Source organism: Nocardia sp. CY15 (assembly GCF_009829295.1).
GTDB classification, from domain to species: domain Bacteria; phylum Actinomycetota; class Actinomycetes; order Mycobacteriales; family Mycobacteriaceae; genus Nocardia; species Nocardia sputi.
This window is the reverse complement of sequence record NZ_VUOT01000045.1, coordinates 16509-43103: the sequence shown is the minus strand read 5'-3', so window position 1 is coordinate 43103 and position 26595 is coordinate 16509. Positions and strand designations below refer to the sequence as shown.

25 protein-coding genes and 1 pseudogene are annotated in these 26595 nt (G+C 68.5%); 11 read left to right on the top strand and 15 right to left on the bottom strand.

Annotation, left to right across the window (positions count from 1 at the left end):
• Positions 1-492 (bottom strand): annotated as a pseudogene (locus tag GVY39_RS30850) (cytochrome P450); the annotation flags it as partial.
• A 298-nt stretch (positions 493-790) separates the two neighbouring features.
• Here GVY39_RS30850 and GVY39_RS30845 point away from each other — a divergent pair.
• From GVY39_RS30845 to GVY39_RS30820, 6 genes are read left to right on the top strand one after another with little or no spacing between them, the layout of a single operon-like run.
• Positions 791-2260 (top strand): aldehyde dehydrogenase, encoded by a 1470-nt coding sequence (locus GVY39_RS30845; RefSeq protein ID WP_159930446.1) that lies wholly within the window; start codon positions 791-793, stop codon positions 2258-2260.
• Positions 2261-2299: 39 nt separating this feature from the next.
• Entirely contained in the window at positions 2300-3052 is a 753-nt protein-coding gene (locus GVY39_RS30840) for an SDR family oxidoreductase (RefSeq protein ID WP_159930447.1), read from the top strand.
• Positions 3049-3927 carry an NAD(P)-dependent oxidoreductase gene (locus GVY39_RS30835; RefSeq protein ID WP_159930448.1) on the top strand — a complete coding sequence of 293 codons (879 nt, stop codon included), beginning with the start codon at positions 3049-3051 and terminating at the stop codon, positions 3925-3927. The genes GVY39_RS30840 and GVY39_RS30835 overlap by 4 nt, the downstream gene beginning before the upstream one ends.
• Entirely contained in the window at positions 3924-4328 is a 405-nt protein-coding gene (locus GVY39_RS30830) for a carboxymuconolactone decarboxylase family protein (protein WP_159930449.1), read from the top strand. Before GVY39_RS30835 ends, GVY39_RS30830 begins: the two co-directional genes overlap by 4 nt.
• 14 nt (positions 4329-4342) lie before the next feature.
• Positions 4343-5812: an FAD-dependent oxidoreductase gene (locus GVY39_RS30825; protein WP_159930450.1), complete on the top strand. Its 1470-nt coding sequence runs from the start codon at positions 4343-4345 to the stop codon at positions 5810-5812.
• Positions 5813-5844: 32 nt separating this feature from the next.
• Positions 5845-6423 (top strand): TetR/AcrR family transcriptional regulator, encoded by a 579-nt coding sequence (locus GVY39_RS30820; protein ID WP_159930451.1) that lies wholly within the window; start codon positions 5845-5847, stop codon positions 6421-6423.
• 5 nt (positions 6424-6428) lie between these two features.
• On the opposite strand, the gene GVY39_RS30815 is transcribed toward GVY39_RS30820, so the two are convergent.
• Positions 6429-7178, bottom strand: a complete 750-nt coding sequence (locus GVY39_RS30815; RefSeq protein WP_159930452.1) for an SDR family oxidoreductase — start codon at positions 7176-7178, stop codon at positions 6429-6431.
• Positions 7179-7290: 112 nt separating this feature from the next.
• On the opposite strand from GVY39_RS30815, the gene GVY39_RS30810 reads away from it, so the two are divergent.
• Entirely contained in the window at positions 7291-8877 is a 1587-nt protein-coding gene (locus tag GVY39_RS30810; protein WP_159930453.1) for a GMC family oxidoreductase, read from the top strand.
• A 19-nt stretch (positions 8878-8896) separates the two neighbouring features.
• On the opposite strand, the gene GVY39_RS30805 is transcribed toward GVY39_RS30810, so the two are convergent.
• Positions 8897-9244, bottom strand: a complete 348-nt coding sequence (locus GVY39_RS30805; protein WP_159930454.1) for a DoxX family protein — start codon at positions 9242-9244, stop codon at positions 8897-8899.
• Positions 9245-9344: 100 nt separating this feature from the next.
• Between GVY39_RS30805 and GVY39_RS30800 the strand changes: the two genes are divergently transcribed.
• Positions 9345-10223, top strand: a complete 879-nt coding sequence (locus GVY39_RS30800; protein ID WP_159930455.1) for a sigma-70 family RNA polymerase sigma factor — start codon at positions 9345-9347, stop codon at positions 10221-10223.
• A 125-nt stretch (positions 10224-10348) separates the two neighbouring features.
• Here GVY39_RS30800 and GVY39_RS30795 read toward each other — a convergent pair whose 3' ends face one another.
• Complete coding sequence (locus tag GVY39_RS30795) at positions 10349-11332, bottom strand: AraC family transcriptional regulator (protein ID WP_159930456.1); 984 nt, start codon at positions 11330-11332, stop codon at positions 10349-10351.
• A gap of 279 nt (positions 11333-11611) precedes the next feature.
• Between GVY39_RS30795 and GVY39_RS30790 the strand changes: the two genes are divergently transcribed.
• Together GVY39_RS30790 and GVY39_RS30785 are read left to right on the top strand one after the other, a co-directional pair.
• A complete protein-coding gene (locus tag GVY39_RS30790) occupies positions 11612-12832 on the top strand; it encodes a CdaR family transcriptional regulator (protein ID WP_159930457.1) in 1221 nt (406 codons plus the stop codon).
• A 116-nt stretch (positions 12833-12948) separates the two neighbouring features.
• Positions 12949-14301 carry a DUF5933 domain-containing protein gene (locus GVY39_RS30785; RefSeq protein ID WP_159930458.1) on the top strand — a complete coding sequence of 451 codons (1353 nt, stop codon included), beginning with the start codon at positions 12949-12951 and terminating at the stop codon, positions 14299-14301.
• 62 nt (positions 14302-14363) lie between these two features.
• On the opposite strand, the gene GVY39_RS30780 is transcribed toward GVY39_RS30785, so the two are convergent.
• The 10 genes from GVY39_RS30780 to GVY39_RS34130 all read right to left on the bottom strand — a co-directional run bounded on the left by GVY39_RS30780 (position 14364) and on the right by GVY39_RS34130 (position 23650).
• The gene (locus tag GVY39_RS30780) at positions 14364-15764 is read right to left on the bottom strand and encodes an AMP-binding protein (RefSeq protein WP_159930459.1); all 1401 of its coding nucleotides are present in this window, start codon (positions 15762-15764) and stop codon (positions 14364-14366) included.
• Positions 15757-16359, bottom strand: coding sequence for an energy-coupling factor transporter transmembrane protein EcfT (locus GVY39_RS30775; RefSeq protein ID WP_159930460.1), 603 nt, complete (start codon positions 16357-16359; stop codon positions 15757-15759). The genes GVY39_RS30780 and GVY39_RS30775 overlap by 8 nt, the downstream gene beginning before the upstream one ends.
• The gene (locus tag GVY39_RS30770; RefSeq protein WP_159930461.1) at positions 16356-17036 is read right to left on the bottom strand and encodes an energy-coupling factor ABC transporter ATP-binding protein; all 681 of its coding nucleotides are present in this window, start codon (positions 17034-17036) and stop codon (positions 16356-16358) included. The genes GVY39_RS30775 and GVY39_RS30770 overlap by 4 nt, the downstream gene beginning before the upstream one ends.
• The gene (locus GVY39_RS30765) at positions 17033-18160 is read right to left on the bottom strand and encodes a thiolase family protein (RefSeq protein ID WP_159930462.1); all 1128 of its coding nucleotides are present in this window, start codon (positions 18158-18160) and stop codon (positions 17033-17035) included. The genes GVY39_RS30770 and GVY39_RS30765 overlap by 4 nt, the downstream gene beginning before the upstream one ends.
• Positions 18157-19278 (bottom strand): class I adenylate-forming enzyme family protein, encoded by a 1122-nt coding sequence (locus GVY39_RS30760; protein WP_159930463.1) that lies wholly within the window; start codon positions 19276-19278, stop codon positions 18157-18159. Before GVY39_RS30760 ends, GVY39_RS30765 begins: the two co-directional genes overlap by 4 nt.
• Entirely contained in the window at positions 19271-19801 is a 531-nt protein-coding gene (locus GVY39_RS30755) for a biotin transporter BioY (RefSeq protein ID WP_159930483.1), read from the bottom strand. Before GVY39_RS30755 ends, GVY39_RS30760 begins: the two co-directional genes overlap by 8 nt.
• Before the next feature lie 174 nt (positions 19802-19975).
• Positions 19976-20710: a CoA pyrophosphatase gene (locus GVY39_RS30750; protein WP_304654143.1), complete on the bottom strand. Its 735-nt coding sequence runs from the start codon at positions 20708-20710 to the stop codon at positions 19976-19978.
• A gap of 150 nt (positions 20711-20860) precedes the next feature.
• Positions 20861-21664: an aminoglycoside adenylyltransferase domain-containing protein gene (locus tag GVY39_RS30745; protein ID WP_201295406.1), complete on the bottom strand. Its 804-nt coding sequence runs from the start codon at positions 21662-21664 to the stop codon at positions 20861-20863.
• 163 nt (positions 21665-21827) lie between these two features.
• Positions 21828-23108 carry a CdaR family transcriptional regulator gene (locus GVY39_RS30740; RefSeq protein ID WP_159930464.1) on the bottom strand — a complete coding sequence of 427 codons (1281 nt, stop codon included), beginning with the start codon at positions 23106-23108 and terminating at the stop codon, positions 21828-21830.
• A 374-nt stretch (positions 23109-23482) separates the two neighbouring features.
• Positions 23483-23650 (bottom strand): hypothetical protein, encoded by a 168-nt coding sequence (locus GVY39_RS34130; RefSeq protein WP_195071480.1) that lies wholly within the window; start codon positions 23648-23650, stop codon positions 23483-23485.
• Positions 23651-24070: 420 nt separating this feature from the next.
• Between GVY39_RS34130 and GVY39_RS30735 the strand changes: the two genes are divergently transcribed.
• Positions 24071-24886, top strand: coding sequence for an SDR family oxidoreductase (locus tag GVY39_RS30735; RefSeq protein WP_159930465.1), 816 nt, complete (start codon positions 24071-24073; stop codon positions 24884-24886).
• Between the two features lie 196 nt (positions 24887-25082).
• On the opposite strand, the gene GVY39_RS30730 is transcribed toward GVY39_RS30735, so the two are convergent.
• Entirely contained in the window at positions 25083-26078 is a 996-nt protein-coding gene (locus tag GVY39_RS30730) for an alpha/beta hydrolase family protein (protein WP_195071504.1), read from the bottom strand.
• Between the last annotated feature and the right edge of the window lie 517 nt (positions 26079-26595).

Genomic DNA, 26595 nt, shown 5'->3' with positions numbered 1-26595 from the left:
CAACCGCCGAATCTCCCCCCGATCCACCACCGGAACCCCCATCAACTCCGAAATCACATCCATCGGCAACTTCCCCGCCACCTCATCGATCCAATCGAAACCACCACCCCCCAACGCCGACACCAGATACGACAACGTCAACTCCCGAACCCGCGCCTCCATCCCCGCCACCCGCTTCGGCGTGAACCCCTTGAACACCAACCGCCGCATCCGCATATGCCGCGGATCATCCATCGCCAAAAACGACATCACCCGATGCGCATCCGGCCCCCACGCCGCCGGATCCAACGACACCCCATTCGCACTCGACAACCCCACACAGTCCCGAAAACCCCCCACCACATCCACATACCGCGACAACGCCCAAAACCCCACATCCGCGTTGTGATACAACGGCGCCTCCTCCCGCAACCGCCGATACACCGGATACGGATCCTCATGAAACCCATAGTCATACGGATCGAACACCAGCGGCCCCACCACAACCGTCATCACACACACTCCCAATCCGATAACACGTTCTGCCGTACGGCGCGACGGCGAGACATCGACAGAGACAGATAGCTGGACATGTGTCTGGACGCTACCATCCTTCGTCCGACCCGGACAATCCCTACAGGACCGCAGCCACTTCGCGCGAGGAACCGGTATCTCCGAGAGCTCCACAAGGGGGGCACCCGACCCGGTGAGCAATCTCGGCAAAGATGAGACAGTTAGAACCTGTTATTGCCACCGATCGCGATCCGAGACTATATTCCGTACACGTGTCCAGACAGGATCGGAGTTATCCATGAGCAGCCTTCTGCCCGCCGACGGGTCCCGCCTGCTGATCGGCGGCAAGCTGGTCGAGGGCGCCGACGGGGTCTTCGCGACGGTGAACCCCGCGACCGAGGAGGTCCTCGGCCTCGCCGCCGACGCGAACGCGGCCGATCTCGACGCGGCCGTCGACGCCGCGCGCACCGCGTTCGACGAGACGGACTGGTCGCGCGATCACGCCTTCCGCGCTCGCTGTCTCGAGCAGTTGCGCACCGCGTTGCAAGCCCACGTCGAGGACCTGCGCGAGATCACGATCGCCGAGGTCGGCGCGCCGAGGATGCTGACCGGCGGCCCGCAGCTGGAAGGCCCGGTCGCCGACCTCGGGTACGCCGCAGACCTCGCCGAAACCTACGAGTGGGAAACCGATTTGGGCGTGGCCGAGCCGATGGGCATCAAGACGCGCCGGGTCCTGCGCCGGGAGCCGATCGGCGTGGTCGGGGCGATCACACCATGGAACTTCCCGCATCAGATCAACTTCGCGAAGCTGGGCCCCGCGCTGGCCGCCGGGAACACCGTCGTGCTCAAACCGGCCCCGGATACCCCGTGGTGCGCGGCGGCGGTCGGGGCGATCATCGCCGAGGAGACCGATATCCCGGCCGGAGTCGTGAACATTGTGACCTCCGCCGACCACACCCTCGGCGCCCGGCTCACCGAGGACCCACGCGTCGACATGGTCAGTTTCACCGGATCCACGGCGACCGGACGCGCCGTCATGACGGGCGCGGCTACGACGCTGAAGAAGGCGTTCCTGGAACTGGGCGGCAAGTCGGCGTTCGTCGTGCTCGACGACGCCGACATCGCGGCGGCATGCTCGGTGGCGGCGTTCTCGGTGTGCGTGCACGCCGGACAGGGCTGCGCGCTCTCCACCCGGCTGCTGGTGCCGCGCGCGGCCTACGACCAAGCGGTACAGGCGGCCGCGGCCACGCTCGGGGGAATCAGGCCGGGCGATCCCGCCGATCCGCGCACGGTGTGCGGGCCGCTGATCTCCGAACGTCAGCGCGCCAGGGTCGAACGCTACCTCGACATCGCGCGGGCCGAAGGTGGGCGGATCGTGGTCGGCGGCGGCAGGCCTGCCGGGCGCGAGCGCGGGTTCTTCGTCGAACCGACGCTGATCGCGGACGTCCCCAACACCGCGACGGTCTCCCGCGAGGAGATCTTCGGCCCCGTGCTGGTGATCATCCCGCACGACGGCGACGAGGACGCCGTCCGCATCGCCAACGACTCCCCCTACGGCCTCTCCGGTTCGGTGTGGGGAACCGATCCCGAGCGCATCCGGCGCGTCACCGCAGGCGTGCGCACGGGGACGTTGAGCGTCAACGGCGGTATCTGGTACTCCGCCGACGTCCCCTTCGGCGGCTACAAGCAATCCGGCCTCGGCCGCGAGATGGGCATCGCCGGTTTCGAGGAGTACCTCGAGACCAAAGTCATCGCCACCGCTGTCTGATCAGCGCGGGACAACGACAACACAGAGGAGCTGAACTCCATGGCCCGTTTCACGGGAAGATCCGCCATCGTCACCGGTGCTGCTCAGGGCATCGGCGCCGCCTACGCGCGGGCGCTGGCCGCCGAAGGCGCCAACGTCGTCGTCGCCGACAAGAACGCCGAGGGCGGTGCGGCGGTCGTCGAGAAGATCGTCGCCGACGGCGGCACCGCCGTATTCGGACTCCTCGACGTGTCCGATCCCGAATCCGCCACCGCCCTGGCCGATTTCACCGTCGCCGAATTCGGTGGCATCGACCACCTCGTCAACAACGCCGCCATCTACGGCGAGATGAAGCTGAACCTGCTGCTGACGGTGCCGTGGGACTACTACAAGAAGTTCATGAGCGTGAACATGGACGGCGCGCTCATCATGACCCGCGCCGTCTACCCGCACATGTCCAAACGCGGCAGCGGCTCGATCGTCAACCAGTCGTCCACCGCGGCGTGGCTGTACTCCAGCTTCTACGGCTTGGCGAAGGTCGGTGTCAACGGACTGACCCAGCAGCTGGCCTTCGAGCTGGGGGGGTCGAACATCCGCGTCAACGCCATCGCGCCGGGCCCGATCGATACCGACGCGACCAAGTCGGTCACCCCCGACGTGATCGTCGACGACATCGTCAAGCGCCTGCCGCTCAAGCGGATCGGCACACCGCAGGACCTGGTAGGGGCATGTCTGTACCTGCTGTCGGACGAGGCGAGCTGGGTCACCGGTCAGATCTTCAACGTCGACGGCGGACACATCGTGCGGTCATGAGCGCGCGCATCGGATTCCTCGGTCTCGGCAACATGGGCGCGCCGATGGCCGAGCGCCTGCTGGAATGGCCGGGCGGGCTCGCGGTCTGCGACATGCGGCCCGAGGCGGTCGAGCCGTTCCTCGCGGCCGGGGCCGACGCGGTCGTCTCCGCCGCCGAGCTGGCCAGGCAAGCCGCGATCATCTCGATCACGGTGGTCAACGACGCCCAGGTCCGCGAGGTGATCACCGGTCCGGAGGGCCTGCTGCGCACCGCCGCGCCGGGCACCGTGGTCGCCGTGCACTCCACGATCAGCGATCGCACCGCCGAAGAACTCGCCGCAGTCTGCGGCGACCGCGGCGTCGAGTTGGTGGACGCGCCGATCAGCGGCGGCGCAGCCGGTGCGACCCGCGGCGCGCTCGCGGTCATGGTCGGTGGCAGCGAGGCTGCGTTCGAGCAGGTGCGCGAACCGTTCGGCTGCTTCGCCGATCTGATCGTGCACGCCGGGCCGGTCGGCGCGGGCACACGGATGAAACTGGCGCGCAACCTGTTGCACTTCGTCTCCTTCACCGCGGCCACCGAGGCGCAGCGCTTGGCCGAGGCGGCGGGTCTGGATCTCACCGCGCTCGGCAAGGTGGTACGACACTCCGACGCGGTCACCGGTGGCCCCGGCGCCATCATGCTGCGCGACACCGCCGCCCCGATCCAAGACGGCGACTTCTGGTTGCCGATCCTGCGGCACGTGCGCGACCTCGGGGAGAAGGACCTGAGCCTTGCCCTGGAACTGGGTGAACGGCTCGACACCGCGCTGCCACTGGCCCGACTGGCCCTCGACCGGCTCGGCCCCGGACTCGGCGTCGGGACGAGCACCTCCGCATCGGAAAGGCATTCATCATGAGCGACAACGGTTCCGCGGACTCCGTGCGGCAACGCGGCCTGGCCAAGATGGCCGAGGTGTACGGCACGGAATTCCAGGACTACCCCGGCCCCCACTTCGCCCTCACCTCCGACCACCTCTTCGCCGAGATCTGGTCGCGCCCCGGCCTCACCATCCGCGACCGCAGGCTGCTGCTGCTCGGCGCGCTGGCGGCGCAGGGGGCCATCGACACCGCGGGCATCCAGATCGGGGCCGCACTGCGCAACGGCGAGCTCACCGAAGAACAGCTGCATGAGATCGCGGTGTTCCTGTGCTACTACGTGGGTTGGCCGAACGGCACCAAACTCGACCTGCTGGTGGGCACGATTGTGGCGCAGCAGAAGAAGGCCGCCCGCGCGCAGACCGCGTCCACCGAGCAGTGAAGGATCCATCGACCATGTCCGAGGCCACCACCATTCGCCCCATGCGCGCCAGCCGAGTCCAGACCTGGGACCACCGGGCCGACGTCGTCGTCGCCGGATACGGCATCGCCGGGGTCTGCGCCGCCATCGAGGCCGCCCGCGCGGGTGCGGACGTGCTCGTCCTGGAACGCACCGGCGGCTGGGGTGGCGCCGCCGCCCTCGCCGGCGGGTTCATCTATCTGGGCGGCGGCACGCCGCTGCAACAGGCCCTCGGTTTCGAGGACACCCCGGAGAACATGGAGACCTTCCTGCTCGCGGCGCTGGGTCCCGGCGTGGACAAGGCGAAGATCGCCGACTACTGCCGCGGCAGTGTCGAACACTTCAACTGGCTGGCGGCCTGCGGTGTGCCGTTCCGGGAGGCATTCTGGGGCGAGCCGGGCTGGGAGCCGCCGCACGACGAGGGACTGATGTACTCCGGGGGCGAGAACGCCGCGCCCTTCAACACCATCGCGATCCCCGCGCCCCGCGGCCATGTTCCGCAGATGGCCGACAAGCGCACCGGGGAGAAGGGCGGCGGCTACATGCTGATGAAGCCGCTGGCCGACACCGCGCAAACGCTGGGCGTCCGCGCCGAGTACGACATGCGGATCGCGCGGCTGATCCTCGACGACGACGATCGCGTGGTCGGGGTGCTGGCTCGCCGCTACGGCGAAACGGTCACCATTCGCGCCGAGCGCGGGGTCGTACTGGCTACCGGCAGCTTCGCCTATCACAAGGAGATGATCGAACGATACGCGCCGCGACTGATCGGCCGACCCGGCGCCGCGATCGAGGAACACGACGGCATCGGCATCCGACTGGCGCAGGCACTCGGCGCGGAGCTGGCGCACATGGACGCGACCGAGGTGGCGTTCTTCGGGGACCCGCAGCTGCTGGCGCGCGGCATCCTGGTCAACGGGCGCGGCCAGCGCTACGTCCCGGAGGACACCTACCCCGGCCGGATCGGGCAGGCGACGCTGATCCAGCAGGACAACCAGGCGTATCTGGTGATCGATGAGGCGTCGTACGAGGAAGCGCTGACGACCGAGACCTCGACGCCGTTCTTCCGCCAGCCCCCGACCTGGGCGGCGGAGACGATCGCCGAGCTGGAGGCCGAGATGGGCCTGCCCGGCCAGGTGTTGCAGTCGACGGTGGAGTGCTACAACCTGCACGCCGCCAACGGCCAGGACCCGCTGCTGGGCAAGAAACCGGAATGGGTGCGCCCGCTACGCGGCCCGGTGGCGGCGTTCGACATGCGCGGATTCACGGCCGGTTTCACCCTCGGCGGACTGCGCACCGACCTCGATTCCCGGGTGCTGCACGTCTCCGGAGAGCCGATCGCGGGACTGTTCGCGGCCGGCCGCTGCACCTCGGGTCTGTGCGCGGGCGGTTACGTCAGCGGTGCGTCGCTGGGTGACGGCAGCTTCTACGGGCGCCGGGCCGGCATCGCCGCCGCCAAGAACTGAACCCGCCGACCCGCCTAGTAGGATCCAGACACATGTCCGAACCCGATTCCGTCATTCTCGAGGCAACCCGCCGCAGGCTCTCCGGCAAGCAGGCCGACACCGTCGACAAGCTGACCCGTTCGGCGGTGGAAGTGCTCGCGCGCGAAGGCTTCGCGGGCATGACCATCCGGATGGTCGCCGCGGCGGCCGGAGTCGGAACGGCCACGGCGTACACCTACTTCTCGTCCAAGGAGCATCTGGTCGCCGAGATCTTCTGGCGGCGGCTGGTCGCGTCGCCCTCACCGGTCAGCGACGACCCGGACTCCACCGTCCGGGTCGTCGCCGAGCTGCGCAACATCGCGATGCTGGTGGCCGACGAGCAGGAGCTGTCCGGCGCGGTCACCAGCGCCCTGCTCGGCCGCGACCCCGACGTGGAGCATCTGCGCGGACGTATCGGCGCCGAGATCCGCAAGCGCATCATCCGCGCACTCGGTCCGGATCCGGACCCGGACGTCGTCGAATCGCTGGAGTTGCTCTACGCGGGCGCGCTGGTACGCGCGGGCATGGGGTACGGGTCCTACTCCGAGATCGCCGACCGCATCGAGACCTCCGCGCTGCTCATCCTGCGCTAGCGCGGCTACCGGCCGCCGGCCAGATCCGTGAAGGACCCGGTCACATAGGACGCCTCGTCGGAGAGCAACCAGGCGATCGCAGCGGCGACCTCTTCGGGGTCGCCGCCTCTGCGCATCGGCAGCGTCGGTGCCAGGCGATCGACCCGGCCCGGTTCGCCGCCGTCGGCATGGATGCCGGTGTGGATGTAGCCGGGACGGACCGCGTTGACCCGGATGCCTTCGGCCGCCACCTCGAGCGCGAGCCCACGGGTGAAGGTGTCCAGCGCGCCCTTACCGGCGGCGTAGTCGACGTACTCGCCGGGCGCACCGAGCCGTGCGGCCACCGAGGAGACGTTCACGATCGCACCACCGGCGCCACCGTGCGCCGTGGACATCCGCAATACGGCGTGCTTCGCGCACAGGATCGGGGCGATCACGTTCACCGCCATGGTGCGATGCAGCCGGTCGGCGTCCAACTCATCGACGCGGCACTGTTTTTCGAGAGCTCCCGCGTTGTTCACCAGGCCGGTGAGGATTCCGAATTCGGCGTCCACGGTGGCGAACAGTGCCTCGATCGCGGCGGGGTCGGCAAGGTCGGCGCATACCGCGCGGGCCACGCCACCCGCCGCGCGGATATCGGCGACGACAGCGTCGGCCGCCGCTGCCTCCGTCCGATAGGTCAGGCAGACCCGATGACCGTCGCGGGCCAGGCGACGCGCCGTCGCCGCGCCGATCCCTCGGCTACCCCCGGTGACCAGGACAGCTCTCGATCGCACTGACGAACTCCTCTCGTTGCCCACGACTTCGTGCCGGTTACCCGAAACCGGGCCACGCGGCGCGCGGTTGCTCGTATCTTTGCCGTAGTCGGTGCAGATCGGAGTGGGAAAAGTGCAACCTGGTGAGTTCTCCGCGGACTACGTCGTCGTCGGCTCGGGATCGGCGGGCGCGGTGGTGGCCAATCGGCTCAGCGCCGATGCGGGCACCACGGTGGCGCTGCTGGAGGCGGGCCCGCCGGACAAGAACAAATTCGCGCACATACCCGCCGGTTTCGCCAAACTCTTCCGCTCGGAGGTGGATTGGGACTACCTCACGCAACCGCAGCCGGAGCTGAAGAACCGCGAGATCTACTGGCCGCGCGGCAAGATGTTCGGCGGCTCCTCCTCGATGAACGCCATGATGTGGGTGCGCGGCTTCCGGGCGGACTACGACGAGTGGGCGCTGCTGGCGGGTGAGGAGTGGGGCTTCGCCGCCGCCGTCGAGCAGTTCCGCCGCATCGAGCGCGTAGAGAACGCCCAGTACCCCGACGAAGGCACCGACGGTTTGCTGCACGTCTCCCGCCAGCGCAGTCCGCGCGGCCTCACCGCCGCCTATCTGGCCGCCGTCGAGGAGGCCGGCTACCAGGTCGAGCCGCCGAACCGTCCGCAGCCGGACGGATTCAGCGAGACCATGGTGACCCAGCGCGGGGGCCGTCGATGGAGCACCGCCGACGCCTACCTGCGGCCCGCCTTGCGTCGTCCGAACCTCACGGTGCGCAGCGAGGCGCTGGCCACCCGGGTGCTGTTCGACGGCACGCGCGCCGTCGGCGTGGAGTACCGCCGAGGCGGCAGCACGCACACGGTGACCGCGCGGCGCGAGGTCGTCCTGTGCGGCGGCTCGATCAACAGCCCGCAACTGCTGATGCTCTCGGGTATCGGCGATCGTGACGAGCTGGCCCGCCACGGCATCGAGGTGCGCCACCACGCGCCGGAGGTGGGCGCGAACCTGCAGGATCATCTGGTCGCGGGCATCGGCTACGGCGTCACGGAAGACTCGCTGTTCGGCGCCGAGAAGCCGCGTCAGCTGCTGGCCTACCTGCTGCGCCGGCGCGGCATGCTCACCTCGAACGTCGGTGAGGCGTACGGGTTCGTGCGCAGCAAGGCGGAACTGGAGTTCCCCGACCTGGAGCTGATCTTCGCGCCCGCGCCGTTCTACTACGAGGGACTGCAGGATCCCACCGAGCACGGCGTGATCCTGGCGACGGTGCTGCTGCGCCCGCAGAGCCGAGGACGGATCGCCCTGTCCGGCGCGGACCCGTCCGCCAAACCCGTCATCGATCCGCGCTACCTGTCCGACAGCGCGGGCGCCGACCGCTCCGCCATCATGGCCGGACTGCGCGTGTGCGCGGAGATCGCCGCGCAGCCCTCGATGAAAGCGGTGCTGGGCCCGCTGATCTACCCGCCGCAGGCGCCCGAGGAGATCGAAGCCGCCCTCGAACTGACCCTCAACTCCTACTCACACACGCTCTACCATCCGGTCGGCACCTGCCGCATGGGCGCCGACGCGGCCAGCGTCGTCACACCCCGGTTGGAAGTGCGCGGCGTGCAGGGACTCCGGGTGGCCGACGCCTCGGTGATGCCGCTCATCATCCGCGGCCATACGCACGCGCCCGCGGTGTTCATCGGCGAGCAGGCGGCCAAGTTCATCCTCGCCGGATAAGAGGTATCGCCTCCTGCGGCTACGACACCACGGAAAGCCCCAGCGAAGCGGCTGCCAGCACGAGATAGGGCATCGGATAACCGATGTGCCCGTAGTGCCGCGCCCGGACCACGGTCACCACCGCGCCGACGAAGTAGACGACCAGCCCGGCCGCCGCCGCCACGCCGATCGGCGGAACCGCCAGACCGATCAGCAGCCCCGCCCCGCCGAGCGCTTTGACGAGGGCCAGCGGTGTAAGCCAGGATTCCGGAACCCCGTAGGCGCGCATGTTCTCGCGCACCCACTCGGCGCGGACCACGTCGATCCCCGCCGCGAGCAATGCGGCCGCGGCCGCGAGAACCGTGGCGATCACGTAGGCGATGTCCATACCACTACCCTTCTGATGTCGCGCTCGGGCCGAATCTCGTCACCCGGGCGCTGCCTGATCCGTCATCCCGATGACGGAGTACGAACCGGAAAGGTGACCGATGGACACCGAGGACGGGTTGGCGCGGGAATTCGAGTCCCAGCGCGACCACTTGCACGCGGTCGCCTATCGCATGCTCGGCTCACCGAGCGAGGCCGACGACGCGGTGCAGGAGACATGGCTGCGGCTGGCCCGCCACGACGTCGCGGACGTACGGAACCTGCCCGGCTGGCTCACCACAGTCGTCTCCAGAATCTGCCTGGACATGCTGCGCGGCCGGGCGGTGCGGCGCGAAGAACCGCTCGACCACCTGACCCGGCTCGATGGCGTCGCCGACGACAACGAACCGGAGCACGAGGCGGTCTTGATCGAGTCGGTGGGCCGGGCACTACTGGTGGTGCTGGACCGGCTCGGCCCCGACGAGCGGGTCGCATTCGTCCTGCACGATCTGTTCGCGGTGCCGTTCGAGGAGATCGGACCGATCGTCGGACGCACCACACCGACCACCAAGAAGCTGGCCAGCCGCGCTCGTCACCGCGTCCGCGGTGACCATGCCACGGCCGCCCCCGAACTCGCCGCGCAGCGGCCGGTCGTCGACGCGTTTCTCCGCGCGGCCCGCAGCGGCGACCTCGACGATCTCCTGGCCGTGCTGGCGCCCGATGTGATCCGGACGGCCGACGCCGCCGCGCTGCCCGCCGGGGTGGCCACGACCGTGCGCGGCGCGGCGTCGGTGGCGAAGGAAACCGTGCTGCTGCGCAGGCGTTCGCAGCTGGCGGCCCTCGCGCTGGTGGACGGTCGCCCGGGAATCGTGGTCGCGCCGCACGGCCGGCTGCTGCTGGCGCTCACCGTCACGGTGCGCGCCGACCGAGTCGCCGGATATCGGGTGATCGCCGACCCGGCACAGCTGCGGCAACTTTCGATCACCGTGCCGCTCGACTGATCTCGATCGCGCGGCCGCCGCAGCGGCGTAGACGGCGGCTTGCGGACCTCGATGCCCTTGCCCCCGAGTACGCCAGACCTACACGAGCGGCGCATCCGCTTCCGGTGCGCCGCGATTGCGCCGGATCACCGACCATTCCGGACGCGCGTGGCCCCGTCCGGCTCCCGCCCGCTACCCGGCGCTTCGCTCTCCGCCAACCGGCGCCGCCGGAAATCTCTCGGTGTCTCGCCGAAGCGCGCCTTGAACGCCGCCGAGAACCACGCGGGGGTGAATCCCGCGCGGGTGGCGAGTTCTCCGATGGAGACTTCTTCGCGCGCCGGATCCTGGAGCAGATCGCGGGCGGCGCGCAGTGCCTCGTCCTGCCGCAGGTCGCGGTAGGTCGTGCCCAGCTGCTGCAGTACCGAGCGCAGCTGCCGGGGCGACCAGCCCAATGCGTGCGCCACCGCGGGCAGCCGCACGTCGCCACGGCCGACGTTGGCGCGCACGTACTGCCGGATCTGCGCGGCGATCCGGGCGTGATGCGCCCGCTGTGGACGAGTGTCCCCGAGTGAGAGCATGCTCAGCAGCTCCGCGATCCGGTCGCAGACCGCGTTGAACTCGCGATCAGAGAGATTCGCCTGTTCGGCATGGGTGCTGCGGATCATGTCCTGCAGGATTCGGCCCAGACCGGAGTTCAGGTCGATCGTCGTGCCGCGATCGGAGAACGGACCCACTCGATGGTCGAGCTCCGGTCTGGGCACCTGAAACGCGTACGCGGACAACAGCGGAATGTGGATCTGGCACAGATCGTCGAGGATGGTCACCGCGGCCTGCCCGGGCCGTGCTCGTGCTTCCTCCTCGCGATACCGCACCGAATACACGCCCGCTTCGGGGACGACCACCCAGTAGAAGTCGTCGCACGGACCGTGCCGGATGTTCGTCCGCGTGCGGTAGGACGTGCTGATTCCGCGCTGTTCCCAGCGCAGCAGCCGGTACACGGGGGATTCCTGGACAGTCAGGCCCGAATACCACCGTTCGGGGTCGCCGTAACGGTAGTCCATCGGGACGAAGCTGTTGGCGATCATCGTCCACGAGTCCGAATCACTCGCGGTCACGCCGTAGCACTGCATGGTGACAACCTATCGCCGCTGGTTCGCCGGTAGCCTATTGTCCACCATCACAACTCGGCCGCCACCCTCAGCGAGGGCGGCACAAGCGGCCTGGCCCGTACAGCTCGTCTCGCCGATTGCCGCGCGTGCTCTCCATCACTGCTTCTGCCGTGACGCGTCACAACACCACCTCGTCCGCTTCACCTGCTCTCACAGAACCCGCCGATCGGGTCCGCGAAAGAGACCGACCGATTAGTGTGAATGCGCCGCACAGCAATCGTGGACGGAAGGGAGTCGCCAATGTCCGTCGACAGTTCGGCCCGGCCGAGCCTCACCCTGTCGGGGAAGCCGATGTCGTCCCCACTCAAGGACGTTCGCGGGCTATCGCGTCAGATGGTCGGGCACTTCGTCGAGAACGTCATCCCCTGCGGGACCCTACCGGGTGACGCGATCGCCGGTGACGTCACCACCATCACCCGGGTCTGCCTGGAACTGGCGGTGAGCATGCTCGACGGAGAGGACCTGCCGGAGAAACTCCAGCGCCTCGGTGACGCCGCCGCCGGGTGGGCGCGGGAGGGAGTGCCGATCGACACCATTCACCACTCCATCCACGAAGGCTTCAAAATGGGCCTGGACCTGGTGGTGTCCGGCGCGACGATGAAGGACTACGACGACCTCGTCGACGGCGCAAAGATGGTCGTCGAGATGCTCGACATGATCAACTCGGCGGTCTCCATGGCCTACGTCCGTGAGTTGCGCGCGGTGGTCAGCGAGCACCACACCGCCGTGCACACCCTGACTTCGGCGCTGCTCGGCGGGCACAGCACCTCCACCATGGCGCGCGAATGCGGCATCGCCATCGCGTCCTCGTACGCTGTTCTGGCCGTGGCGATTCCGCCGCATCGCGAAGAACACAACCCGATGGTGGATGCCAAGGTCGTCGCCCGCCGGAAGTTGCGCCGGGTCCAAGCCGAACTGGCCACCAGGTGTGGTGAGGCGGCCCTGTCTCTGCTGAGCGTGGACGGCGGCACGGTGCTCATCCCATCCGGCCATCTGGACAACGAGCAGCTCGACGCCCTGGTCACCCAGCTGTCCCACGCCGCGCAGGTGGGCGTCACCGCGACCATGGTCGAGGCCACCCCGGAGAAGATCCCCACCGCCGCCGACCAGGCCCACGAGCTACTCGACATGGTGCAGCGGTTACAGGCGGTGGCCGGGCTCTACCGCTTCGACGAGCTGGCGCTGGAATACCAGCTGACCAGACCGGGGCCGGGCCGCGAATACCTCGGCTCGCTGCTGGACCCCCTGGACGCGCACCCCGAACTGCTGGAGACGCTGCAGCGGCATATCGCCAACAATCTCAACCGGCAGCGCACGGCACGCGTACTGCACGTGCATACCAACACGGTGGACTACCGGCTCAAGCGGATCGGGCAGCTCACCGGATTCGACCCGTCCCAGCCCTCGGGCCTGTGGTACCTGCGCTCGGCGCTGGTTGCCCGCACCTACCGCACCACCTGATCGCTCCGCCGACCCCGACCGCACCCGCGGATCGGTTCGGGTCAGCACCGACGGAGGGGGCACCGCTCGGCCTCTCCCCCGACATGCGTCGTTAATGTCCTGTTTACGATGTCTCGGTGGTTGTGAACGACGTGCGAAGGAGCTTGACCCCACCGGGCGAGCGAGTGGGTATCGAGGAACTCCGAGAGCGTCGGTTCCGACCGGTGGTCGTGTGGTGCGGTGTCGCGGCCATCGCGCTCGCATTGATCGGCGGAGAGCTCATGGCCGCGCACATCGGGGCGCTCGGGCCGCTGACCAGTCTCTTCCGGGACTACGCGGGCACACCGAAGTCCGCGACCACGCCCTGGGCAGGGTTTCTACTGGCCTTGGCCGGGATCACGGTTCGCGGGCGCATCGGCGCCGTCGCCGCGGCGATCGCGATCGACCTGCTGTTCGTGGTGATCAGGGCGGCCGAGGGGCGGCCGTTCACCGTCGGCAACGGGCCGACGATCGTGCTCACCGCGCTGGCGGTGATCGCGTTCGTGTGGTGGGACGAGCAGCGACGCCGCACGGCGTTGCGCACCATCGCCTTCGGCGCACTGCTGATCTCGGCGACGAAGATCAGCGAAATCTGGCTGGACATCACCGCCTGGGCCTGCCCGATGGTTCTCGATTCGTATGTGCAAGTCGCCGATCGCGCCCTCGGCAGCCCGTCGTGGCTGGCCGGGCGTGCGCTCGACGCAGCGGGACCGGTGGCGTCGGGCGTGGTGCGCTGGGTGTACTTCGAGCTTCCGCTGGCGGCCGTGCTCGTCGCGGCCTGGCAGTTGCGCGGCGTGACCGCCGGTGTGTGGCCCCGGCACTACCTGGTGCGAACGTTCTTGACGCTCGGCCTCGTCGGGCCGATCTGGTATGTGGTCTTCCCTGTGGTGGGGCCGGTGCTCGCGTACGGGCCGCAGGGACTGGGCTTCGAGATCGCCGACGTCTGGCCGAAAGTCGTTCCGGAAGTGCCGTCCTCGATCGAGGCGCTGCACTTCGACGGCATCACCCCGCGTAACTGCATGCCGTCCCTGCACACCGCCTGGGCGCTGGCGCTGTACATCCACTCCCGGCGCGGACCGCTGTGGTTGCGCTGGGGCGGCACGTTCTGGCTGGTGTGCACGCTCATCGCCACGCTGGGCCTCGGCGCCCATTACGGCGTCGACCTGGTCGTGGGCGCGGCGCTGTGCCTGACCGTCGAATCCGCGCTGCGCGATCCCGATCGGGGGTGGGATCACCATCGTGTCCGGATCGTGGCCGTGGGGGTAGCCGTCTTCACGGGCGTACTGTTGTGCATCCGCTTCTTCGCCGTGCAGATGGCAGCGCACCCGGTCCCGTTCGGCACCGTGATCCTCGGCTCGCTCGGCGCGCTGGCGATCATGTTCTACGCCACGTGGTTCGGCGCGTCATCGACCGAACCGGCCCCCTCGGCCAGTCCGCCGGTGAAACTCTGAGCCGCCGCACCGATCATCGGTGTCGGCCACACCGGTTGGTCACACCGAATTTCACTCCGACGTCAGCGATCGGCCTGGTCGCCACGGCGATGAGCGGCCAGCGTCGCGGCCAGCGCTGTCCGGTCGAGCTTGCCGCGCGGCGTGCGCGGCAGACTGCCGACGACCAGAACCTGCACCGGCATACTCGGACTCGGCAAGCTCGCTCGCAGACGCCGCCAGATCTCGGCGGCGTCCGGCGCGGCGCCGCCCACCACGATCGCGGCGGCGGGCGCCTCCCCCATGCGTGCGTCGGGCACGCCGACGCAGGCTGCCTCGGCGACACCGGGTATCGCGGTGAGCGCCGCTTCGATCGCGGCGGGTTCCACGTTCAGTCCGCCCCGGATCAGCATGTCGCTCTGCCGGCCGAACAGCCGCAGGTGGTTGCCGATCACCTCACCCCGGTCGCCGACCGTCATCCATCCGTCGACGGGACCGCCGCTCACACCGTCGGCGGTGAGGTAGCCGTCGAACAGCATGTCGCTGCGCACGAAGACCAGGCCGTCGCGAATCCGTGCCTCGACGCCGTAGAACAGTTCGCCCGCGGAGTTCTCGTCGGCGGCTCCGAGCCCGCGATCGAACGATACGAAGCTCAGTTCGGAGGCACCGTAGAAGTGCACGAGCGAGGCGTTCGGCAAGGCCTCTCGCAACGCTCGCCGTCCCGCTCGGGGCCACCGGGCCGCCGAGGACAGCACTTCCCGGACGCCGCCGACCGGACCGATGCCCGCTCGCACGACGTCCCACGCGATCGTGGGCACCGAATACAGATGCGTCGCACCGGCTTTCAGCGCGTCGGCCACCGGTCGCAGATCGACCGTCGCACCGCGCGTCAGGGCGTGCAACGCGCCGTACAGGAAATGCGTATGGTCCAGCACGCCGGGTACCGACACCCGGTCTCCGACACCGATGTCGAAGGTACGGTCGGAGCGGTCCAGCGTGGTGGCCCACGACAGCTGGTCACGCACGAAGAGTTTCGGCTCTCCGGTAGTACCGGAAGTGATGCCGACCAGCAGTTCGGTGCCCGGATCCGCGCGGCCCACCGAACCCCCGGATTCGAGTGCGCCGGCGGTCAGCACGGTTTCCTCGAATCCCAGCCGCCGCAGTCGCCGGTGCTGGTGCGGCGCGGCGACTACGGCTCCCGGTGCCGCGAGCGCGAGGACCCGGCTCAGCTGGGCGGGCAGCAGATGGCGGTGCAGCAGCACGACACTCACCCCGGCGTGCATCGCCGCCGTCACGGCTACCAGCGATTCGACCTCGGAGGTGGGAAGCACGGCCAGTCGGCGCATGCCATCGAGCCCGCAGGCGGTGCGGACGACCTTCGACCAGAACTCCTCGTAGCCGATCCGCTCGCGTCCCGCCACCACAGCCGCCGACTGTGGATGGGCCGCGGCCTGTCGAGCGATCCGCTCGGCGAGCAGTTCACTCATCGTCGACCCCCCTTGCAGCGAGGGCGTCGCCCATGGCGTCGGCCGTCCGCAGCGCGCGCACCAGCACCGGCGTGACCAGCGCCGTCATCGACCACTGCAAGCCACGGGCACGCCGCGCCTCGGCGACATCGTGCACGATCCCGGCCAGCAACGGCACACAACGGATGGCCAGCGCCAGCAGCAGACCGATCCGCTCGGGATCGATACCGACCCTCCGCAGCGGCCCGAGCCGACGGGTCACGGCGTCGAGCATGTCGGTCACCCGGGTGGTGAGGGTGAACAGCGCCGCCAGCGCCACCGACACCACCAGTACGCCGCACACCACCGCGGCCCGCGCCGGGGAGGTGATCAGCACCTGGAACGCGCCGATGAGCAGCACCATCCACACCAACGGCCGCAACTGAGCCAACGCGACTCGCCACGGCACCTTCGCCACCGCGAACAGTCCCGCCGCCACCGCGGCGGCGAACAGCACGTGCAGGGGGGTGCGCACGAACAGCGTGGTCGCCACGATGGCCACGAGCAGCAGCACCAGCTTCGCCCCGGCCGGAATCCGGTGCAGCAGCGAATCGCCCGGACGGTACACGCCGATCATTCGACCGCCGCCCGATACGCCGCGACGGCGGCGGCGGGCGTTCCGTCGAACACGACCGCGCCGTCATCGATCACGATGACCCGTTCGAAACTCTCCAGCAACGTCAGCTGATGCGTCACGACGATCACCTGCTGGTCCACGGCGTCCAGCGCGTCGGCGACGACCTTGGCGTTGCGCAGGTCCAGCAAGGTGGTCGGCTCGTCGGCCACGATCACCTCCGGCCTGCGAATCAGGACGGCGCCCAGGGCGAGCAGCTGTTTCTGGCCGCCGGACAGCAAGTGCGAGGGGTGCTCGGCGTGACCCGCTAGGCCGAATCGTTCCAGGACTTCGTCGACGCGCGCCGCGACCTCCTGTTTGCTCAGTCCCGTCCGCCGCAGGGAGAAGGCGAGATCCTCGGCGACCGTGGGCATCACGATCTGGGTGTCGGGGTCGGTGAAGACGAACCCCACCTTCCGCCGCACCTGTGCGCCCTTGCGGGAGGCGTCCACGCCGTCCACCGTCACGGTGCCGGAGGTCGGCGTCAGCAGGCCGTTGATCATGCGCGCCACAGTCGATTTGCCGGAACCGTTGGATCCGATGATGCCGACGCGCCGTTCGGCGATCCGCAAATCGATGTCGCGCAGCACCTTTCGTTCGCCGAAACGGTGGCTGACCGAGTCGAAGACTATCTCGCTCACGACACCCGCTCCACGAGCACGGCGATCCCCTGCCCACCGCCGATGGCGCAGGCCGCGAGACCGAGCGCGGGACCGTCCGCGCGCAGCATCTGACTCGCCAGGCGCACCAGCAGGATGGCTCCGGACGCTCCCCAGGGATGCCCCATCGCGATGGCGCCGCCCTGCGGGCAGATCGTCGACTCGTCGAGGTCCAACTCGTCCGCCACCGCCAGCACCACCGACGCGAACGCCTCGGTGATCTCGATGACGCCGACGTCTGCCACTCCGAAACCCGTTCGCCGCAGCACTTTCCGGATCGCGGGCACGGGGCCGAGGCCGGGAAACGCCGGGTCGGATCCGGCGACGGCGCAGCCCAGGACCCGCAACGCGGGCAGCCCGGCGGCCATCGACTCGGTCGTGACCGCCATGACCGCGGCTCCGTCGGAGATCCCGCAGGAATTTCCCGCGGTGGCCGTGCCGTCGGCGCCGAAGCTGGGGCGCAGCCGCGCGAGCCGCGCCGCGGTCATGCCCGGCCGGATGCGCTCGTCGCGCCGCACGTCGCCGATCGGCACGATCTCCGCGGAGAAATCGGTGGCCGCGGCGAGGGTGTGTGAGCGGGCAGCGTAGGCGTCCTGCCGCTCCCGGCTGATGCCCCGCGCTCGCGCGAGATCGTCGGCCGCTACGCCCATGTCCGGATCGGGAAAACCCTGTGGTGTGAAGGGAGCGCGGGTGTATCGCACGGGCTGGGCGTCCGCGACCGGTGGCCAGAAGCGCCACGGGGCGGTGCTCGCCGATTCGACTCCGCCTGCGAGGACGAGTTCGTCCGCGCCGCTGCGCACCCGCAACGCCGCCTGCATCACCGCGTCCAGGCCCGAGCCGCACTGCCGGTCGACGGTGACTCCCGGGACGTGCACGCCCAGCCCCGCCCGTAGCGCGGCGACCCGGGCCGGGTCGCCGCCCGGGCCCAGGCAGTTCCCCAGGACCACGTCGTCCACTTCGGCGTCGATACCAGCGCCGCGCAGCGACGCCAGCACGGCACCCAGCACGGGAGCGGCCAGGTCGGTGGTGGTCACGTTCGCCAATCCGTGCCCCGCGTTGCCGATCGGCGTACGACGGGGCGCTATCAGAACGGGGACCGGGCTCATGTCAGCAAGTCTTTCAGCTGAGGCCTCGCGACTTTCCCCGCGGCGGTGCGGGGCAGGGCGGGCAGGGGCACCCATCGGCGCGGCATCGCCTCCTTCGCCAGCACGCGACGGGCGCGCGACCGGATCTCGTCGAGCCGGGCGCCACCGTCCAACTGCACTGCCGCCGTGACAGTTTCACCGAACACAGCGTGCGGCGAGCCGATCACCGCTACCGCGGCGATACCGTCGAACGACTCGAGGACGCGCTCGACGTCCTCGGCCACCACCATGGTGCCGCCGACATTGATCGCGCAGTCGCCTCTGCCCAGTACCGTCAGCTCGCGGTCGGGGCCGAGTTCGGCGAGATCGCCGACTCCGAACCATTCGGGCGCGCCGAGCACGCGATAAGGCGAACGAACGTAGAGCAACCCGCCGCGCACTTCGGCCTCGACGCCGTCGAGCAGCCGCAAGGGCTCGGGTACGCGCCGCGCCGCGACGAGCGAGACTTCCGAGGACCCGTAGTACTCGACGACCTCGACGTGCCCGGCTGCCGCCAGCGCACCCTCGTCCAGCGCGATGCCCGCGACGATCGCGGTGCGCAAGCGCGGACAGGCGCGCACCACCTCACGCAGTACCGCGGGAACCGCGTGCACCACGGTGGCTCGCGCCGGGTCGTCGGTGACGCACGCGCCGCGCCACAACGCGTGCAGCGCACCGAACAGGTGCATCGTCGCGTGCAGCGGCCCGGTGATCAGTACGCGGTCGGCGGGCACGACGCCGGTGATCGCGGTGAACGCGGGAAAGCTGTCGTACCAGGAAGCGGCCGTCCGCGCGAGCGGCCGGGGACGACCGGTGGAGCCCGAGGTCGCCACCAGAAGGAACGCCGTCGGCGGGAGTTCCGTACGGTGCGGCCGGGCCGCGGGATTCTCCACCAGTACCGGGATACCGCGCCGCGCCGCCGCGCAGGCGCAGATCAGCGCGTCCGGCACCGGGAGGGCCGACGCGTCGTAGGCGGAGGCGCTCGAATGCCGGTCGTTCCATCGCTCGATCGCGCCGTCGAGTTCGCCGTAGGTGTGAGTGCGGCCGCCGAAGTCGAGGGCAGGTTCGTCGTCCGCGCCGCCGAGTTCTGGACTAGGCACCGATCACACCGGGATACGCGCGGTGCACTCCCTTGGCCACCACGGTCGCGACAACGACTTTGAGCAGGTCACCGGGAATGAACGCCCAGTTGGTGGTGACCGCGGCCGCGACGCCGAGATCAGTGCGCAGCAGCAGGCCCGCGGTGCCGAAGGCGTAGATGATCAGCAGGCCGCCGACGGCGTTGATCAGCAGGCCGAGCGCGAGCGGGTATTTCGGCAGGATTCGGGCAGTGCACAGTCCGATGAACAGCGCCGCGGGAATCCACCCGACGAGGTACCCGGCGCTGGGGCCCGCCAGCGCCGTCAAACCGGTGCGGCCTCCGGACAGCAGCGGCAGGCCGATCATCGTGAGTGTCAAGAAGACCAGCACCGCGGCCGTCCCCTTGCGCGCCCCGAGCACCGCACCGGCCAGGATCACGCCGAGAGTCTGCACCGTGATCGGCACGCCGCTGAACCCGACCGTGATGGCGCCGGGCAGGCCGAGCGCCGCGATGAGGGCAGCGAAGACGGCGATCTGCGCCATGTCCCGCGCGGGAACGCCCAACCTCGGCTCCCGCGAGTTCTCGACATCCTCCACGACGACCTCCGCATCGAACTTGAACGGTGTTCAAGGTAGCAGGACAATTGCGATGCCGCACGGGTCGGGCCGCCTGGTGACGCCGGTCCCCGCCCCCGGACGTGAGTCCGTCGACCGTGCCTAGCGGTGAGTCCAATCGGGCTGGGTGAAGTGAGCCACCCTGGCCGCCGCAGAGTCTGTGCCGAGCAGGACGACTTCGCGGAACTGCCAGAGCATCGCGCCGGTGGGTGCGTGGATGGTCATCTTCGGGCCGAGCCGCATCTGCAGGAGGCCCGCCGCACCGGCCGGCGCGGCGTCATCGCGCAGTTCCGCTTGCCGCACCGCGTCTTCGGCCCGAACCCAGCGCGGGGTGTCCTCGGCGGCGAGCCGGGCCAGGTCGACCAGGTGGACCGAGTAGACCTCGTCCGGATTGGGCCGCAGCTGCGTGGCGTCGGCCAGCGCCAGGACCAGAGGAGTGATCGTGAATCCGGACGCGGCGGGGAAGTCGTCGAGCGCGCCGAGCAAGTCATCCGGACGCGCGCACAAGCCCAGTTCTTCGTGCAGTTCCCGTAAGGCGGCTTGTTCGACGGTCTCGCCTTCGTCCAGCCGTCCGCCGGGCAGCCCCCACTGCCCGGCGTTGCGGCCTCGATAGGCCCGCTTGATGACGATCACCGACAGCGACTCATCGGGCTCCTCGACCACGCACAGAACGACCGCCGCGCGACGTATACCGGGCGCATCCGGGACCTCGATACGCGGGAACCCGGCCAGGCGAGAGTGCGCGAGCACGCGGAATTCATCGATACTCCTGGGCAGAGGCGCACTCGGGGTCGGGTCCATGGCTTCGATCTTGCCCGAGCGCTGTGAACGGCACACGCGATGAATTCTATGGTTTGATGCGCATATCTATGTAAGCGCATTTTTTACATCCGTGGCTGAGACTGCGCCCGGCGAGCCGGGTATTTCTCAGCTGCGGTCGGAGGCTTCGACGAGAAGCTGTCGCCGTCGCACGTACCTACCCGTCGATCACCGATCGCCGCCCGTGTCGCGGGCTTCACCGACGCACTCCCCCACCCACGCCAGGAAGTCGCGAACATCATTGCCAGGCAGCGGGAACGCTTCCGAGCGTGGACGCTGGAAGCTGAGCAGAGCCGATTCGATAAGGAACCGGAATTCCGGCTCGGATATCGAGATCATCTGCGCCGCTCGACGTTTGGGTATCCAGCGACCCGTGCGGCAGAATGCCACCGACCGGCAGCCGTTCAGCACCTGATTGTCGGCGAGGTGCCCCTCTCCCCCAGCATGCTCCCGGACGGAGGCCAGGATCGCCGCGAGCAGGTCGCGCCGCGAGGGTGCCGCGATCACCTGGCGCACCGGGGGCCCGTACAGCACACGCCCCGCCTGGCAGGCGATGGAACGATCGATGACATACCAGAAGGCCGATGATTCCGTCGGATCGAAACTCACGCGGTCCGGCAGCATCGGGCCGGTATTGAGGTCCATGAGATAACCGGCCTCGCCGGACGGAACGGCGACGAAGTCCGCATCGTAGACCACCAGCTCCAGCCCGGCCGCCGGGCAGGACAGCGCGGGGTGAGCGAGTGACTCGGCCAGTTCACCCAGAGCCCGCGCGGGGAGTAACGGGGCGGCGACGATCACCACATCGACGTCGCTGCGTCCGTGTCGATAGTCGTCGAGGGCGACCGACCCCACCGCGATGACGCTGACCAGGTGACGGCCACAGACGGTGTGAGCGCGTCGCACGAGATCTTCCAGGTAGGAACGCAACTCGATCGGCAAGGATCGCATATCCATCCAGGCGTGGGTCATGCGGCCAGTATCCGACACGTCGGCCATGCGGCCGATTACACGCTTGCTTCCCACAGCTCGACAGCGACATTCGCCTGAAGCCGGCGAACCGGGCCCCGAGTAGGTATGGAAGTGGCGTTCACTCCAGCGCCGACGCGCACGATCCCGCCGCGAGGCCCGCGTATCACACTGCGTAGGAAGGAGTCCCACCTGCGCCCCGGGCCACGGCAGCTGTGGCGGCCGCGCTCGGTCCGCGATGCGCCCGGATCAGCAGCGCCGCCCTCAGATAGCACAGGCCGGTGACGTCGCTCGTGCCGAATCCGGTGATCTGCTCGATCCGTTTCAACCGGTAATCCACCGTATTCGTGTGCACGTACAGTCTGCGAGCGGTCCGTGAGCGCTGCATGTTCGTCGCCAAATGCACTTCGAGCGTTTGCAGCAGCTCCGGGTGCTCTTCGAGGGAATCGAGAACAGCACTCAGGTAGTCGCGGGCCGGGCCGGGCCGGGTCAACTGGTACTCGAATGCCAATTCGTGCGGGCGATACAGTTTGCTTTCGCCACCGAGCCGGTGCACGATATCGACGAGTTCATGAACTTGCTCGGCGGCGCGCGGGATCTCCGCGGGCGCCGCTGCCATGACAACCGCTTTGACCGGCACCTGAGCTGCGGCGGACAAATGAACGATCAACTGGTCCAGATCTGGGTCGGCGAATTCCGAGAAGGGTAACAGCAGCGTACCGCCGTCGACGCTCAACAAAGACAACACTTTACCGCCGCACCGGTTGGCCAATTCCGCCTGAACCCGCCGCAACTTGCGGCGGGCGACCACTTTCGCGTCGAGCGAGGAATCGAGTTCCTCGGGATGTGGTGGCAGTTCCAATGCCATAACGTGATAGCGGTCGGCTACCTCGATGCCGCACTCCCGGGCCATGGTCGAGGGGTTCTGTCCGCCCAGTAGCGCCGAGGTCAATGTGTGGACGGCGGTGTGATGCTCGCTGACCGCCGAACGTAGTTCACGAACGTAGGCCACCGATACCGCTGAGGTGATCATGCCCAGGGCATCCATCAGACGTCGGGCGATCCCGGCGACCGTGGCGTAGTCATGGGTGGTGGCATCGGCCAGCAGGAGGTCGAATCCGAGTTTGAAGCCTTCGTGGATAGCGTGATGGATGGTGTCGATAGGGATGCCCTCCCGTGCCCAGTCGCCGGCGGCATCCCGCACTCGCTCGGTCCGCCCCGGAAGGTCCCGACCATCGAGCATGCTCTTCGTCAATTCCAAGCACACCCGGGTGACGGTGGTGATATCGCCATCGAGAGCTTCGCCGGGCAACGTCGCGCACGGCACGACGTTCTCGATGAAATGGCCCACCATCTGGCGGGAGATGGTCCGCACATCCTTCAGCGGAGTCGAAACCGGCTGACCCGAGGAGGTCAGAAACGGCTCAGCAGAGGTAGCGACAGACATTGTGACTCCTTACCACCCAAAGGCCACTGGGCAGGGACATACGCTACCTCGACCGCCGATCTCGCCGTTCGACCTTCGCTTGTGACAAAGAGGAACGGATTTCGGCATGGTTTAGGGATTCCGACAACGAACGCCGGACGGGATTCGGGTAGTCGGCCGAGCAGCTGTCCCAACTCAGCGCCGCTGACACTGCGTGCACCCGGATCCTTTTGCGTCCAAACAGCTGTGAGCCGTCGACCTGACATGTGATCTTGCGCCGGAGGACCACATCGCCGACGACCAGGGCACGGATGGGTTGCCGACGATCGACCTGCCGCGCGGCGGTGACGATTCCGAACGGCCTCGCCACCGCCGTGTCCAACTGGGCAGGCCGCTTACAGGCAGAAGCTGATCTCGACCGGGCCGACCGGGATGCCAGTGCACACTTCCACCGAGCCCGACACGGGTGTGGCCGTGGTGGCAGCCGCGGAGGTGGTGCCGAGGGCGACGGCGGACAGCGCGAACGCGGCGACGGTGAGCGGACGAATAATTCTGCGGTTCATACGTATTCCTCGGTTGTGCATTTTGACGCGTCCCGGGTTCGGGACGAGTCGATCAGATCACGGACCGTGGGCTCCAGCTCACTGTTCACGCCGATTTGGAGGCTTTCGGATGATTGTTTGTCACCTTGTCGTGGATATTCACAAAAATATCGACTTGAATAAGAACAGTTATTCTGTCGATTGATTGCGTCTTCCGTTTCGGCATTCGATACCAGTGCGTACTGTGTCGCCCTGCCGACGAGACATTCTCGGTGACAAGACATCGAGCGGGATCGAACAGCCGTTATCGGATCGGACGCACCATCCAGCGGCGCACGGTGAAGACCGGCGGCGACGCAAGATCATCCGGCCTTGGCCGGCACCATGATCTGGAATCAACTGGCAGGATGGGTTGTTCAACATCACGCCGGAGGGGGACAGATGACCATCTTGGTAACCGGAGCCACCGCGAACATCGGCCGCAAGGTCGTAGACCACCTACTCGCCCAGGGAGTCACCGAGATTCGCGCGCTGACCAGCAATCCGCGGAAGGCAGCGCTGCCCGCCGGAGTCGAGGTGGCCGAGGGCCACCTGCGTCGACCGGACACGCTGCCCGCGGCGTTCGCGGAAGTGGAGCGGATGTACCTGGCGCCGACACCGGACAGTGTCACCGAGGTGCTCGCGCTGGCCCGCGCGGCCGGTGTGCGGCATATCGTCGATCTGTCCGGCGAACCGGAGAGTTGGTGGGGCAGCGTCTGCACGGCTGTCGAGGACAGTGGCTTGGCCTGGACCCACTTGTGGCCCGGCGATTTCATGGAGAACACCCTGGTCTGGTCACACCAGATCCGTGCGTCCGGCGCCGTCCGGGATCCGCGGCCCGAAGCCGCGAGCGCGCCGATCGCCATGGACGACATCGCCGCCGTCGCCGCCACCGCCCTGCTCAGCGACAGCCATCTCGGCCGGGCCTTCCCGTTGGCGGGGCCGGAGATCCTCACGCGCACCGACCTGGTCCGGCACCTCGCCGACGCACTCGGCCGCGACATCGTCGTGCACCGGTCCTCGCGCGAGGACACCGTCACCGCGCTGACCCCCACTATGGGCGACACCGCGACCTGGTATGTCGACAACGTTCTGTGCGGTTTCGACCCGGACCCCGCGACCCTGCCCGTCACCAGCGTCCAAGACATCACCGGCCGATCCGCGACGACCTTCGCCCGGTGGGCCACCGCCAACGCCGCGCGCTTCGCCGCCGACTGAAACTTCGGCCGGTCAGCGGGAGTGCCGAGACCGGTTCATCGGCGAGGTCAGGAAGTCGCTGGGGGTGGCGGCGCAGGCCGGCGTCAGCCTCAGCGGACCGTGGAGGTACAGCCCACGGTCAGGACAAACGGGGCCTGCGTTGTTCAGCTGGTCCGACTCTTTCCGTCATGACGAGAACTCGCTCGTCACCGAACGCTCAATACGACAACCCGAGGCCGTCGGCCAAGACCGGCCACGAATTCTTCAGAGCCCCTTGCCAATATCCCCACGAGTGGGTCCCGGTGGGCTGGAAGTCGTAGGTGGCGGGGATCCCGAGAGTGTTGAGCCGCTCGCGCATGTTGTGGGTGCACCAGTTCACCGCAGCCTCGATCAACCCGCCCAACACCAGCTGGTTCAGATAGCCACGCGGCCCTGGCTGGGCATACTCGCCGTTGTACGTGTCGAACATGCCCGGGACGCCGGTTCCGGTCGACAGGAACAGGCGGATGCCGCGGAGTTGGTCGGCGTGCAGGTACGGGTCGTTGGCGGCCCACATCGGATCCTCGGGTGGGCCGTACATGTTCTCGGTGTCGCCGCCGCCCCAGCTCTCGACGGCGAGTTTCACGAACTCACGGCCGATCGGGTCACTGACCTGCGCACACCCGCTGTAGGCCGCGACCGCCTGATACAGGCCCGGTTTGGCGATCGGCAGTTGCAGCACCGAGGTGCCAGAGGTGGACAGACCCGCGATCGCGTTCACCCCCGTGGTGGCGAACTCCGCATCGATCAGCGGCGGCAGCTCCTCGGTGAGGAACGTCTTCCACTTGTACACACCGAGTTTCGGATCAGGTGCCCGCCAGTCGGTGTAGTAACTCCAGCGCCCACCGACCGGCTGCACGACATTGACGTCCTTGTCGGCGAGGAAGCGCAGCACGTCGGTGTTCTTCTGCCAGGTGGCGCTGTCCTGCCCGCCACCGCCACCGTTCAGCAGATACAGCGTCGGCCGTGGCACCGAACGGTCGGCCGGGCGCAGCACCTTCACCATGATGTCCTGGCCCATCGCCGCGGAATGCACCCGCAGCTGGACGGTCCGGTCGTCCTCCGCCCAGGACCCGGTGATCGACGGCGCGTCGGCACTCGCGATCGGTGACGCCGCGACCGTGCCCGTCAGCACGGCGAATACTGCCGCCAGGACGACGAGCACGTACAACATCGAACGGCAGGCCATTCCGATTCCCGCGCGTACTCCTGCCGAATCGGCAACAGGCGTGGCGGCACGTCCGGCGTCGACGTCGGAACTTCGTTTCATCGCTTGCTTTCCTCCAACCGTCGCGTTCGCCTGCCGGCCACTGATGCAACTGCTTGACGACTCACACGTTCCGCCAACGCTAAAGCCGGAGAAGGCGGGGCACTTTCTCGGTTCGACGGGTCTGGATACCTCACGAATCGGCGCTGATCCCCTGAGGGCGCGACACAAGCAGACCCGCCGACCTCGCCACCGCTGCCACCGTCACGACTCCAGCCGGCGACCCGCACACCCTGACCTTCCAGGCCGACTGTCACAACACCGACAGCGAGTTCGCGACCGTCGCGGCACTCGCCGCCCTTCCCGAGCCAGGACCCAACGGCCAGACGGCGCCCGACACAAGCGCCCCCGACATCCCATGATCTGACTGAACCCGGCCAACCCACTCGGGAGGCCGCCTCGAGGCCGCCCGGACTCGCGATCC